Raw genomic sequence first — 13,206 nt, 5'->3', positions numbered from 1 at the left:
CCGTGCGTCGGTCGAACAAGCGTTCGACCGATGCGGCACACTGGTGCGGTGGACGCGACGGTGCCGCCGGGCTGGCCGGACGAGGTCCGGCCTCCGGGCGCCCCCGACTGGGAGCGCACGGCGGTCGCCTGGCTCTACGACCTGGTCCCGCCGGACTACCGGGCGCACGAGGTGCTCCGCCGTTACCCGGTGCTGCTCGCCCGGTTCGCCGCCGACCACGTCGCCGCCGGGCTGGAGGCCGCTCGCGCGGGCTGGCGCACCGTCCGGGTGGAGCTGGCCGATCACCTGCCGGCCGACGCGATCGAGGCGGCGATGCAGGCCTACGAGCGGGAAGGTGCCCGGCTGGCCGCCGCAGCCCGGGGCGTGGAGGTGGTGGCGGGCGCGCTGCGCGGTGAGCGCTGGGTCCCGCGGCTGTGAGGGATCGTGCTTCTCCGGGTCGTGCACTGCGGACGCGGGTACGGTTGAGCGGCGGCAGTCAGCAGCGCCGTGCCACCCCGACGCCAGAGAGGACCCGCCGCGACGTGCCGCTCCTGCGATCGCTCCGTGGCCCGGAGGACCTCCGCGCCCTGCCCCCCGAGCAGCTCCCCGTCCTCGCAGCGGAGGTCCGCGACGCGCTGGTCACCAGCGTGGCGAAGACCGGTGGGCACCTCGGCCCCAACCTCGGCTGCGTCGAGCTGACCATCGCGCTGCACCGGGTGTTCGACAGCCCACGCGAGCCGATCGTCTTCGACACCGGGCACCAGTCCTACGTGCACAAGATGCTCACCGGTCGCGTCGAGGACTTCGAGCGGCTGCGCCAGCGCGGCGGGCTGTCCGGCTACCCCAGCCGTGCGGAGAGCGAGCACGACTGGGTGGAGAACAGCCACGCCTCGACGTCGCTGTCCTACGCCGACGGGCTGGCCAAGGCCTTCGCCATCCGCGGTGACTCGCGTCCCGTCGTCGCCGTCATCGGCGACGGCGCACTGACCGGCGGCATGGCCTGGGAGGCGCTGAACAACATCGCCGCCGCGCAGGACCGCCCGGTGGTCATCGTGGTCAACGACAACGGTCGTTCGTACTCGCCGACCATCGGCGGCGTCGCCGACGCACTGGCCACCCTGCGGCTGCGCCCCGGCTACGAGAACGCCCTGCTCCAGGTCCGGCAGACCCTGAACCGGGCGCCCGTCGTCGGCACCGCGCTGTACGACGCGCTGCACGCGATCAAGAAGGGCCTCAAGGACGTCCTCTCCCCGCAGGGCATGTTCGAGGACCTCGGCATGAAGTACGTCGGCCCGGTCGACGGGCACGACATCAAGGCCATGGAATCGGCGCTGCGCCGGGCGCGGGACTTCGGGGGCCCGGTGATCGTGCACGCCGTCACCACCAAGGGCTTCGGGTACGCACCGGCCGAGACCGACCAGATCGACGCCTGGCACGCGACCGGGATCTTCGACCCCGACAGCGGCGCGAGCGTCCGCAAGACGGGGCTGGCCTGGACCGACGCCTTCTCCGACGAGCTGGTGCGCGTGGGCACCGAGCGGCCCGACGTCGTCGCCATCACCGCGGCGATGCTGCACCCGACCGGGCTGGCCGCCTTCGCGGAGCGGTTCCCCGAGCGCACCTTCGACGTCGGCATCGCCGAGCAGCACGCCCTGACGTCGGCGGCCGGCCTGGCCATGGCCGGCATGCACCCGGTCGTCGCGGTCTACTCGACCTTCCTCAACCGGGCGTTCGACCAGCTGCTCATGGACGTCGCCCTGCACCGCCAGCCCGTGACCGTGGTGCTGGACCGCGCCGGCGTGACCGGGGAGGACGGCGCCTCGCACAACGGCATGTGGGACATGTCGATCCTCTCGGTCGTGCCCGGCGTGCACCTGGCCGCGCCGCGGGACGAGGCGACCCTGCGCGAGGCGCTGCGCGAGGCCGTCGCCATCTCCGACGGCCCGTCGGTGGTCCGCTTCCCCAAGGGTGTGCTCCCGCCGGATGTGCCCGCGCTGGAGCGCCGCGGTCCCGTCGACGTGCTGCGCCGCGGCGGCTCGGACGACGTGCTGCTCGTCGCCGTCGGTTCGATGGTCCCGCTGTGCCTGGCCGCCGCCGAGCGCGCGGCCGACCAGGGCATCGACGTCACCGTCGTCGACCCCCGGTGGGTGCTGCCGGTGTCCGAGGAGCTCGTCGCGCTGGCGGGCGACGTCCGGCTGGTGGTGACCGTCGAGGACGGCGGCCGCGCCGGGGGAGTGGGCACCACGCTGAGCCAGGCACTGCAGGACCGCGACGTCGACGTGCCGGTGCGGACCCTGGGTCTGCCCCAGCAGTTCTTCGACCACGGCAGCCGCGGGCAGGTGCTGGCCGACGTCGGCCTGACCGAGCAGGACGTCGCCCGCCGGATCGCCGAGTGGAGCGCGAAGCTGGGCGAGCGCAGCGACACCGCGGTGGCCGAGCGGGTGGACGGCGCGCAGCAGTAGAAGGACCCCGTCGCTCCCCACCACTCGCAGGCTCGTGGCGGGACCCTGCAACGGGGCCGTCCGGCAGGAGGAACGAGTCACATGATCGCCGAGATCCAGGTCGCGCCGTCACCGCCCGGAACCCCGGACGACCCGCACGCGCACGTCGAGGCGGCCATCGCGGTGATCCAGGCGTCCGGCCTGCGGTACGAGGTCGGGGCGCTGGGCACCACGCTCGAGGGCGAGGCCGACCAGGTGTGGGCCACCCTGCGCGCCGCGCACGAGGCGATGATCGCCGCCGGCGCGACCGGTGGGCTCTCGCACATCAAGGTCGCCTCGGTGAACCGCTCGATGGACAGCCTCACGCACAAGTTCCGCTAGCGACAACACCGCGATCGTCCGGATCGCATCGCGGCCAGGTGCCGTCCTCCCTCACCGCAGCGCGTCCTCCCTCACGGTGCACGGTGAGGGAGGACGCGCTGGGATCAGGTCACCTGATCCCAGCGCGGGGGGTCAGGCGCGGGTCGCGGCCTCGGTCAGCAGGTCGGCGGTCAGCTCGATCTGCCACTCCCGGGCGCCCCCGGCCCGCAGCGCCGCGACGACGGAGTCGCGCTCGCGGGGCTCGGGCGGGTGCCACATGAGCCGGCGCACCAGGTCGGGGGAGACCACGTTCTCGACGGGGACGGAGTGCTTCTCCGCCACCTCGGCCAGGCCCGCCCGCGCCGCCTGCAGCCGCGTGGCCGCCGCGGGGTCGCGGTCGGCCCACCGGTTCACCGGCGGAGGGCCGTCGCCGGTGCGGCTGTGCGGGGGCAGCTCGTCCTCGGGGATCTCCTTGCCGCGGACCAGCGCCTGGAACCAGTGCGCGACCAGCCGCCGGTTGGCCCGCCCCCGGAACACCGGCAGCTCCAGCAGGGCGCCCTCGTTCCGGGGGTCGGCCTGCACCGCGGACACCATCGCCGAGTCGGGCAGCACCCGGCCGGGGGCGACGTCCCGACGGCGGGCGAGCTCGTCACGGGCCTCCCAGAGTGCGCGCAGCATGCCCAGCTGACGGCGGCTGCGCAGACCGTGCACCCCGGACGTGCGCCGCCAGGGGTCCACCCGGGGGGCGGGGGGACCGGCGGCGAGGATCGCCTCGAACTCCTGGCGCGCCCACTCCGTCTTGCCCTGCTCCTCGAGGATCGCCGCCAGCGCGTCGCGCAGATCGACCAGCACCTCGACGTCGAGGGCGGCGTAGACCAGCCACTCCTCCGGCAGGGGGCGGGTGCTCCAGTCGGCCGCCGAGTGCCCCTTCTGCAGCGAGAAGCCGAGCAGCGACTCGACGACCGCGCCGAGCCCGACCCGGGGCAACCCGGCGAGCCGGGCGGCCAGCTCGGTGTCGAACAGCCGGGTGGGGACGAGGCCGATCTCGGCCAGGCACGGGAGGTCCTGGTTGGCCGCGTGCAGCACCCACTCGGCGTCGGCGATCGCCTCCTGCAGCACGGACAGGTCCGGCAGGGGAACGGGGTCGACCAGGCCGGTGCCCGAGCCGTTGCGCCGCAGCTGCACGAGGTAGGCCCGCTGGCCGTAGCGGTAGCCGGACGCGCGCTCGGCGTCGACGGCGACCGGTCCCGTGCCCTCGCGCAGGGCCTGGGCGTACTCGACCAGCTGGGTGGAGTTCTCGATGGTCGGCGGCAGGCCGTCGCGGGGAGCGAGCAGCGGGACGGCGGTGGACTCCGGCGCGGCGTCGTCGGTCGCCGGCGGGGGAGTGGGCTCGGTGCTCAGTTGCCGTCCACCTTCTCGCCGGTCCGTGCGGGCGGGGGCCCGTCTGCTGGAACCGATGTTAGAGAGTCTCGCCGCCGGACCGGTCGGAGGGACCCAGCAGACGCACGCCAGGGGGCGGCAGCCCCGCCGCGTTGGCCAGCACCTGGAGCCACGCCTGCAGGTGCTGGTCCAGCGCGGTGTCCCCGGCCGTCCAGGACGCGCGCATCTCGACGTCCACCGAGTGCTCGGGCCCGGCCAGCTCGCCGAACCGGGTGGACGCCGTGCGGGTGACCGTGCCGCCGACGGTGGTGTGCACGGCGCCGGACTCGGTCAGCGCGTCGGTGAGCCAGCTCCAGGCCACCTCGGAGAACATCGTGTCGTCGACGAGCTCCTCGTCGGTCTCCGCCGACAGGTACCCGACGCACCGGGTGGTCCCGTGCCACGTCTCGTGGCCCGCCGGATCGTGCAGGACGATGAACCGCGCGCTGGCGATCTCGACGTCCTCGTCCCCGTCCCGCTCGCTCACCGAGGCGCCGACGGCGTGCGCGTACGGAGCGAGCCGCTGGGGAGCCGGGATGTGCTCGAGCACGATCTCCGGGCGGGCGCGGACCCGCGCCAGCGCGTCCACGGCGGCCTGGAACGCCGCGGGGACCTCGTCCCCACGCCCGTCCTTGCCTCTGTTCCCGGCGTTGGCCAGGAGGTGCGGCTCCACGTGCGCAGGGTAGGTCGCCGTCTAGCACATCGCGCCCGACGCGCCGCAGCGGCGCCCGACTCTCGGTCGACGCGCCGGGGACGTGCCCGGCGGCCGTCTGGGAGGATCGACCCCCGTGAGCCTCGCCCCCGCCCCGGTCCCCCCGACGTCCCCGGCCGAGTCCGACCTCGTCCGCGCCGCCCGGGGCCTGCCGGTCAGCCGCACCCCGGTCTGGTTCATGCGCCAGGCCGGCCGGTCGCTGCCGGAGTACCGCAGCCTGCGAGCCGGCACGGTGATGCTCGACGCCTGCCAGGACCCTGACATGGTCACCGAGATCACCCTGCAGCCGGTGCGCCGGCACGGTGTCGACGCGGCGATCCTGTTCTCCGACATCGTGCTGCCGCTGGTGGTGGCCGGGATGGACGTCGAGATCAAGCCGGGCATCGGCCCGGTGATCGACAAGCCGGTCCGCTCGGTGGCCGACGTCGATGCGCTGCCCGCGCTGGAGCCCGAGTCGCTGGGCTTCCTGCAGACGGCGGTGCGCCAGCTGGTCGCCGAGCTGGGCACCACCCCGCTCATCGGCTTCGCCGGGGCGCCGTTCACCCTCGCCACCTACCTGATCGAGGGCGGCCCCTCCAAGGAGCACGCCCGCACCAAGGCCTTCATGTACGCCGAGCCCGAGGCCTGGAGCCGGCTGCTGGACAAGCTGGCGGTGTCGGCGGCGATCTTCCTGCGGGCCCAGGTCGACGCCGGTGCGGCCGCGGTCCAGCTGTTCGACTCGTGGGCCGGCGTGCTCTCCGCGGCCGACTACGCCGAGCGGGTCCTGCCGCACTCGCGGGCGGTCTTCGACGGGCTCGGCGACCGGGAGCGGGGCGAGCGCGACGTGCCCCGTATCCACTTCGGCGTGGGCACCGGCGAGCTCCTGCCGCTCATCGGTGACGCCGGTGCCGACGTCGTCGGCGTCGACTGGCGCATCCCGCTCGACGAAGCCGCGCGCCGCGTCGGTCAGCAGCGCTCGCTGCAGGGCAACCTGGACCCCGCCGTCCTGCTCGCCGACCGCGCCACCGTCGACCGCGAGGTGCGCCGGATCGTCGAGCAGGGGAAGGCGGCCCGGGGGCACATCTTCAACCTGGGCCACGGCGTGCTGCCCGACACCGATCCCGGTGTGCTCACGCACGTGGCCGAGCTGGTCCACGAGCTGACCACTCCATGACTCCGGCCCACCCCGCCGCCCCGGCGTCTCCCCGCCGCCTGGTCGTCGTCGGGGCCGGCATCACCGGACTGGCCGCCGCCTTCGAGTGGCGGCGACGCCGGCCCGACGACGAGATCGTCGTGCTGGAGGCCGGCGACCGGATCGGCGGCAAGCTGCACCGCATCGAGCTGGCCGGGCACTGGTACGACACCGGCCCCGAGGCGATGCTCGCCCGCGTCCCGGAGGCGGTGCGCCTGGTCGAGGCGCTGGGGCTCGGCGACCGGCTGGTCGCACCCGCCACCACGCAGGCCTCGGTGGTGCTGCCCGACGGCCGGCACCCGCTGCCGGCCGGCACCGTGCTCGGGGTACCCGCCTCGGCCGACGGGCTCGAGGGCTTCCTGTCCGCCGACGGCGTCGCCCGGGTGCGGGCCGAGGCCGACCTGCCCCCGCTCCGGCCCGACGGTGACGTCGCCGTCGGCACGCTGCTGCGCGAACGGCTGGGCGACGAGGTGGTCGACCGGCTGGTCGAGCCGCTGCTCGGCGGGGTGTACGCCGGCCGGGCCGACGAGCTCTCGCTGCAGGCCACCATGCCTGCCCTCGCCGCCCACCTGCCGGCGGCGGGCTCGGTGCTCGGTGCCGCGGCCGCCGCCCGGGCCGCGGGGACCCGCAGCCGGGGTGACGCCGACGGCCCGGTGTTCGTCACCGTCTCCGACGGCATCGGCTCGCTGCCCGACGCGCTGGTCGCCGCCGCGGGTGCGGAGGTCCGGCTGCGCACGCCGGCGCACGGCCTGCGGCGCACGGCGGACGGCTTCGAGCTCTCGGTGGGTTCGGCCGCCGAGCCGCAGCTGCTGACCGCCGACGCCGTTCTCGTCACCGCGCCGGCGGGCAAGGCGGCCCGGCTCCTCCGCGAGGTCGTGCCGGGCGCGGTCGAGCCCCTGCAGGGCATCCCGTACGCGTCGATGGCGGTGGTCGCCATGGCGTTCCCGGCACAGGAGGTCGCCGCCGGGTCGGGGCTGCTCGTGCCGCCGGTGACCGGCCGGCTGGTCAAGGGCGTGACCGTCTCGTCGGCGAAGTGGCCGCACCTGGCCGGTGGGGAGGCGCTGCTGGTCCGGTCGTCGGTCGGCCGGTTCCGCGCCGAGAGCGACCTGCAGCGGGACGACGACGAGCTCGTCGGCGCCGTGGTGGACGACGTCGCCGAGCTGCTGGGCCTGGCGCGCCCCGAGCCGCTGCAGACCGCGCTGGTCCGCTGGGGCGGTGGGCTGCCGCAGTACCTGGTCGGCCACCCGGGCCGGGTCGCCGCGGTGCGCGCGGCCGTCGCCGAGGTGCCCGGCCTCGAGATCGCCGGCGCCGCCTTCGACGGGGTGGGCGTGCCCGCCTGCATCCGTGACGCGCAGCGCGCGGTCACCGCACTGCTCGGCTGATCCCGGGCGGGTCGCCGGTTGCCGACTCCGCCCCGCACCACGAGGGTCGAGGGCATGACCGGGACCTTCCTCCGCGGCCTGGCGGCCGGCGCCGCCGGCACCGTCGCGCTCGACGCCGTCAGCTACCTCGACATGGCGGTGCGCGGGCGCCCGGCCAGCCCCGTGCCCGGCCAGGTCGTCGACGCCGTGGCCGAGCGCATCGGACGCCCGGTGCCCGGCAGGGCCGCGACCCGGGAGTCGCGCCGGTCCGCGCTCGCGGCACTGGCCGGGATCGCCAACGGGCTCGGGGTCGGTGTCCTGGCCAGCGCCGTCCGCTCCTACGGCCTGCGCTACCCGCCTCCCATGGGTGCGGTGCTCGCCGGCGCGGCGTCGACCGCCGCCACGGACCTCACCGTCGCAGGCCTCGGCATCAGCGACCCGCGTACCTGGTCGGCCGGCGACTGGGCGGCCGACGCCGTGCCGCACCTGGCCTACGGGATGGCGGTGCAGGCGGTGCTGGAGTCGGCGCCCACCGACCGGGAGAACCGCACGCCGCGCCGTCCGGCGGATGCGGGGATGGTGCTGCGCTCGGCCCTGCTGGGCCTGGCCGCGGGCAGCCGCAGCAGCCTGGGCTTCGCCGGCCCGATCCTCACCGCACCGCGGGGACGCGGTCCCGGGCGTTCCGGCCGGGCGACCAAGGTGGTGACGGCCGGGGCCCTCGCCCTGGAGCTGTGGGCCGACAAGCAGCCCGACGCACCGTCCCGGCTCAGCCGCGCGGGACTGCCGGCGAGGGTGCTCGGCGGCGCCGAGGGGGGTGCCCGGCTCGCGACCAGGGCCGGGGTCAACGGGGCGCTCCCGGCGACGGCGGGTGCGGCCGCCGCGGCGGTGGGCTCGGTGGCCGGCGCGGCCTGGCGCCGGTGGGCCACGGGCCGGATGCCGGCCCTGTCGGCGGCGCTGGTCGAGGACGCGGTGGCCGTGACGCTGGCGGCGCTGGCGTGCCGTCCCGGGCGCACCCGTCCTGCCCTCGTGGTGGTGCCGCGCTGACCGGTACCGGTGGCGGGCGCCACGGGTCGTCGCCGGGCATCCCGGGGGGCGCCCCGGTGTTGAACCGGGCGTGACCACCCAGCACGACCCGAACCGCCTGACCGCACCTCGATCCCGTCCCACTCCTCGCTGCCTCCGCCACCACGTCTGGCTGGCGGCCTGCGACGACTGCCGCGAGCAGCACGCCGGCCTCCTCCGCGGCCGGCGGAGCCCCTCCGCCGACCGCTGAGCACCTGGAGACCGCGAAGGCGGGGAGCCCGGGCCGCGCGTACCTCGCGCTGACCCGGGACCCCCGCCCTCGCGGCGTCCCGCGGCGACCGTCGACCGGGTCGCGGGCGGGTCCGCGGACCGGGGGATGATGGGGGCATGACCGAGCAGACCGACGCGCAGACCGAGGAACGCAGCATCGGCAAGCGGGCCAACGAGCTGAACTCGATGATCCGCTACACGATGTGGTCGGTGTTCCGCCTCGACCGGCCGATGGCCGACGACGTGCGCACCACCGCCGCCGACGAGGCGAGCGCGCTGATCGAGGAGCTGGCCGGCAAGGACGTCGTCGTCCGTGGCGTCTACGACGTCGCCGGTCTCCGGGCCGACGCCGACGTCATGGTCTGGTGGCACGCCTCGACCCCCGACGCGCTGCAGGAGGCGTACACCCGCCTGCGTCGCACCGAGCTCGGCCGCCACCTGGCTCCGGTCTGGTCGCAGATGGCGCTGCACCGGCCGGCGGAGTTCAACCGCAGCCACATCCCGGCGTTCCTCGCCGACGAGGAGCCGCGCCGCTACGTCTGCGTCTACCCCTTCGTGCGGTCCTACGAGTGGTACCTGCTGCCGGACGAGGAGCGGCGCGACATGCTCAAGGAGCACGGCATGCAGGCGCGGCCCTACCCCGACGTGCGGGCCAACACGGTCGCCTCGTTCGGGCTGGGCGACTACGAGTGGATGCTGGCCTTCGAGGCCGACGAGCTGCACCGGATCGTGGACCTCATGCGCGACCTGCGGGCCAGTCGCGCGCGCCGGCACGTCCGCGAGGAGGTCCCGTTCTACACGGGCGTGCGGAAGTCCGTCGCGGAGATCGTCCAGGACTTGGCCTGACAGCGCCGCCATACGCCTGAGGGCGGTCATCCAGGGATGGATGACCGCCCTCAGGCGTATGCGGGCGGCTACTGAGCCGGGGAGAGCCTGACGCTCACGCTGTTGATGCAGTAGCGGTCGCCGGTGGGCGTCTGCGGGGCGTCGTCGAAGAGGTGGCCCAGGTGGCTGTGGCACGTCGCGCACAGCACCTCGGTGCGGAGCATCCCGTAGCTGCGGTCCTCGCGGAGGATCACGTTGTCCTCGCTGGAGGCCTCGTAGAACGAGGGCCAGCCGCAGTGCGAGTCGAACTTGGTCTCGGACGTGAACAGCTCGGCGCCGCACGCGCGGCACTCGTAGACGCCGACGGTCTTGGTGTCGACGTACTCACCGGTCCAGGCGCGCTCGGTGCCGGCCTGGCGGAGCACCGCGTACTCCTCCGGCGTCAGCTGCGCGCGCCACTCCTCGTCGGTCTTCTGCACCTGGGGCTGCTGGGAGGAGGTCGTCATGTCCAGGAGAACGGGCTCCGCCGGACCGCCATTCCCGCCGGTCAGCGGCCGAGCCCCGCGTCGCGCGCCCGCACGATCGCCTGCGCCCGGTCGGTGACCTGCAGCTTGGCCAGCACGTTGGACACGTTGTTGCGGACGGTCTTCGGCGACAGGTACAGCGTCGCGGCGATCTGTGCGTTGGACCGCCCGGCCGCGACCAGGTCGAGCACCTCCCGCTCCCGGGCGGTGAGCTGCGGGAAGGCCGTCTCCGGGCCGGACGGGCCGGCGCTGAAGAACTCGGCGATCCGCCGGGCGAGGGCGGCGCCGAACACCGCGCCACCGCCGGCCACCGTCGTGATCGCCCGGACGACCTCGTCCTGGTCGGCGCCCTTGAGCAGGTAGCCGCGCGCACCGGCGCGGACGGCGGAGAAGACGGTGCCGTCGTCCTCGCTCATGGTCAGCACCACGACGCCCATCGAGGGCGACTCCGACGTGATCGCCCGGGTGGCGGCGATCCCGTCCATCCCGGGCATCTGCACGTCCATCACGACGACGTCGGGCTGCTCCTCCCGGGCGCACCGCACCGCCGCGGCGCCGTCGGCGGCGGTGCCGACGACGACCAGGCCGGGCACCGAGCCGAGCAGCATCGCCAGACCGTCCCGGTACACCGGGTGGTCGTCGACGACCAGCACGCGCAGCGGTTCCTCGTCCACGCTCACCCACCTCCCGCGGGCAGCACCGCCCGCACCACCGTGCCGCCGTCGGCGGGGCACTCCACCGTGCACGATCCACCCAGCTCGGCGGCGCGCTCGCGCAGCGAGACCAGGCCGACCCCGGCCGGCGCGTCCGGCGGGATGCCGATCCCGTCGTCGGTCACGCGGACCACGAGCGCGCCGGCGTCCCGCTCCAGCGCGACCGTCACCCGGGAGGCCCGCGCGTGCCGCGCGACGTTGGCCAGCGCCTCGGACGCGATCCGGTACGCGGCGACCTCGACCGCCGCGGGCAGGTGGGCCCCGGCGCCGTCCCCGGTCAGGGTCACGGCCACCTGCGGGGGCAGGACCCGCTCCGCCTGCTGGCGCACCGCCCCGCCGAGCCCGAGGTCGTCGAGCGCGGGCGGGCGCAGGTCGTGCACCAGCCGCCGCACGTCGGCCAGGGCCGCGGCGACGTCGTCGCGCGCCTGCCGGAGCAACCGGTCCGCGTCCTCCGGCCGGTCGGCGGCCAGGTTCCGGGCGGTGTCGATCCGCAGCACCACCGCGCCGAGGCTGGGCCCCAGGCCGTCGTGCAGGTCGCGGCGCAGCCGGCGGCGTTCCTCCTCGCGCGCGGCGACCAGTTGCTCGCGGCTGACCTGGAGCTGGGCGGCGAGGGAACTGGAGCGCGCGGCGGCGGCGGCCTGCCGGACCACGTCGGCCAGCAGCCGCTCGTCGCGGGAGAGCAACTGGGCCCGCACGCCGCGCCGGGGGAGCAGTAGCCGGCCGATGTCCTCCCCGCGGTAGGCGATCGGCAGCGATTGCACGTCGGTGGGCCGGTGGCCGTGCTCGGCCAGCAACCGCTCACCGCCGACGGACGCGACCTCCACCCCGACGTAGGGCGAGCGGAAGGCCTCGGCCACGGCGGCCGCGACGGCCATCAGCTGCTGATCCGTACCGTCGCTGCGCTCCAGGCGCTCGGCCAGGCGGGACACGACGCGGTAGGGGTCCTCGCGCTCGCCGAGGACCCATCGCCGGACGAAACGCCACAGCGGCGTCCTCAGCGGGACGTACAGGACGGCGACGAGCAGCAATGTGAGCACGGTGGCGTCCCGCTCGTCGAAGCGGGTGCCGAGCAGTGCGCCGGCGCCGCCGACCACGGCCAGATCAAGGAGCACCACCCCGACGGCGAGCCCCCCGTAGACGAGCGTCCCCCCGAGCAGCCGGTCGATGTCGACGGCGCTCGGACGCAGGATGCCCACGGTCACCGCTGCGCCGGTCAGCGCCACCGCCAGCGTCAGGCTGTAGGAGCTGATGTCGCCCGGCGCGAACAGGGTGGCCAGCATGACGAGGACATCGACGGCGCCGGCCCAGAGCAGCCAGCGCATCCGCCGGCGATCGTCCTCGGCGGCCCGCCGGTACCGGGCGATGACGGAGGCGACCGGAACGAGGACGCCCAGCAGCGCGAGGGGGAAGGCGATCCGCAGCAACGGCAGGACGACGCCTTCGGGCAAGGGCAGGCTAGTCGGGTCCAGGTCGAGGGAGCGGAACACCTCGGGTGTCTCGGTCCCCGCACGCGCGTCGGCGATCTCGCTCGGGACGACGAGCAGCAGCGTGGGGAGCAGGGCGGTCGAGGCGAGGCTGAGCACCGCCGGCACCCGCCACCGGCCGGTGGGCAGCTGACCGTCGGGGTAGAGCAGCAGTAGCAGCGGCAGCTCGAGCAGCAGCCAGGCGCCGAAGCGCTGGACGAGCCAGAAGGCCAGCGACGCCCCCGGCAGCGCTGGGTCGGTCTGCACGGCGTAGGTGAGCCAGGACTGCGCGAGCCCGTCGACGGACCACAGCAGCCCGGAGGCCGCGACGACCCATGCGACGGCGTTGCCCGGCACGCGGCGCAGCAGGGCGGCGGCGGCGACGGCGAGGGCTATCCCCGGCAGGCCGAAGACCCATCCCGGGCCGGATCGCGCGGCTTCCCGCGCGCTCGCGGGAGTGATCACGTCGAGCGCCGCCGCGGCCAGGGCGGCGGCCACCGTGACCGACACGACCGTCCAGGCGAGCACGCGCACCGGAGTGGGGCAGGCCGCCAGGCCGCTCGGCGGCGCGGAGGGCGCTCCGAGCGCGACGCCGTCGCGCTCGGCGACCAGGAACTCCGTGTGCACGCGGTGATCTTCGCGGACACGGCGTCCCGGACGCCATGAGGCGGGCGTCCCGACTCGGCCGGGACATCTCCGGGACCGAGATCGAGGCGGCAGGCCCTGGGGGCCTGGGACGCGGCCGCCCGAGGGTTCTCCTCAGTCGGTGCGCAGGGCACCGCGACCCGAGAACCGGAGGAACCCGATGTCCGTCACCACCTCGCCCGCCCCCGCCCGCACCGACCGGGGAGTGGGGCCGGCCGGCGCCGCCGCGGTCCCCCCCACCCACGTCCGCCCCGCCGGGATCGCCCTCGCAGCCCCCACCCCGGCCAGGGCCGCCCGGTA

The 13,206-nt window shown here is 75.4% G+C and carries 13 protein-coding genes; 7 read left to right on the top strand and 6 right to left on the bottom strand.

Annotation, left to right across the window (positions count from 1 at the left end; all coding sequences use genetic code 11):
- The first annotated feature begins 48 nt into the window (after positions 1-48).
- From ACI793_RS17210 to ACI793_RS17200, 3 genes are all read left to right on the top strand, one after another.
- Complete coding sequence (locus ACI793_RS17210) at positions 49-417, top strand: hypothetical protein (protein ID WP_456607596.1); 369 nt, start codon at positions 49-51, stop codon at positions 415-417.
- Positions 418-521: 104 nt separating this feature from the next.
- Positions 522-2,441, top strand: a complete 1,920-nt coding sequence (gene dxs / locus ACI793_RS17205) for a 1-deoxy-D-xylulose-5-phosphate synthase (protein ID WP_456607595.1) — start codon at positions 522-524, stop codon at positions 2,439-2,441.
- Between the two features lie 81 nt (positions 2,442-2,522).
- Entirely contained in the window at positions 2,523-2,801 is a 279-nt protein-coding gene (locus ACI793_RS17200; RefSeq protein ID WP_456607594.1) for a thiamine-binding protein, read from the top strand.
- Between the two features lie 132 nt (positions 2,802-2,933).
- Here ACI793_RS17200 and ACI793_RS17195 read toward each other — a convergent pair whose 3' ends face one another.
- Complete coding sequence (locus tag ACI793_RS17195; protein WP_456607653.1) at positions 2,934-4,181, bottom strand: ribonuclease D; 1,248 nt, start codon at positions 4,179-4,181, stop codon at positions 2,934-2,936.
- Positions 4,182-4,239: 58 nt separating this feature from the next.
- Positions 4,240-4,872 (bottom strand): DUF3000 domain-containing protein, encoded by a 633-nt coding sequence (locus ACI793_RS17190; protein WP_456607593.1) that lies wholly within the window; start codon positions 4,870-4,872, stop codon positions 4,240-4,242.
- A gap of 115 nt (positions 4,873-4,987) precedes the next feature.
- On the opposite strand from ACI793_RS17190, the gene hemE reads away from it, so the two are divergent.
- From hemE to hemQ, 4 genes are all read left to right on the top strand, one after another.
- On the top strand, positions 4,988-6,064 hold the full coding sequence (hemE, locus tag ACI793_RS17185) for a uroporphyrinogen decarboxylase (protein WP_456607592.1): 1,077 nt from the start codon (positions 4,988-4,990) through the stop codon (positions 6,062-6,064).
- Positions 6,061-7,464: a protoporphyrinogen oxidase gene (gene hemG / locus ACI793_RS17180; protein ID WP_456607591.1), complete on the top strand. Its 1,404-nt coding sequence runs from the start codon at positions 6,061-6,063 to the stop codon at positions 7,462-7,464. The genes hemE and hemG overlap by 4 nt, the downstream gene beginning before the upstream one ends.
- A gap of 54 nt (positions 7,465-7,518) precedes the next feature.
- A complete protein-coding gene (locus tag ACI793_RS17175) occupies positions 7,519-8,487 on the top strand; it encodes a hypothetical protein (protein WP_456607590.1) in 969 nt (322 codons plus the stop codon).
- 366 nt (positions 8,488-8,853) lie between these two features.
- Positions 8,854-9,582 (top strand): hydrogen peroxide-dependent heme synthase, encoded by a 729-nt coding sequence (gene hemQ, locus ACI793_RS17170; RefSeq protein ID WP_456607589.1) that lies wholly within the window; start codon positions 8,854-8,856, stop codon positions 9,580-9,582.
- A 68-nt stretch (positions 9,583-9,650) separates the two neighbouring features.
- On the opposite strand, the gene msrB is transcribed toward hemQ, so the two are convergent.
- From msrB to ACI793_RS17150, 4 genes are all read right to left on the bottom strand, one after another.
- Complete coding sequence (gene msrB / locus ACI793_RS17165; protein ID WP_456607588.1) at positions 9,651-10,067, bottom strand: peptide-methionine (R)-S-oxide reductase MsrB; 417 nt, start codon at positions 10,065-10,067, stop codon at positions 9,651-9,653.
- A gap of 41 nt (positions 10,068-10,108) precedes the next feature.
- The gene (locus ACI793_RS17160) at positions 10,109-10,759 is read right to left on the bottom strand and encodes a response regulator (RefSeq protein ID WP_456607587.1); all 651 of its coding nucleotides are present in this window, start codon (positions 10,757-10,759) and stop codon (positions 10,109-10,111) included.
- A 2-nt stretch (positions 10,760-10,761) separates the two neighbouring features.
- A complete protein-coding gene (locus tag ACI793_RS17155) occupies positions 10,762-12,888 on the bottom strand; it encodes a sensor histidine kinase (protein ID WP_456607586.1) in 2,127 nt (708 codons plus the stop codon).
- A gap of 132 nt (positions 12,889-13,020) precedes the next feature.
- The coding region (locus ACI793_RS17150; RefSeq protein WP_456607585.1) for a hypothetical protein at positions 13,021-13,206 on the bottom strand (186 nt) is incomplete at its 5' end.

This window comes from Blastococcus sp. SYSU DS0617 (assembly GCF_054051075.1).
Note: the sequence above shows the minus strand (reverse complement) of the source record. Positions and strands in the feature narration are given on the sequence as shown.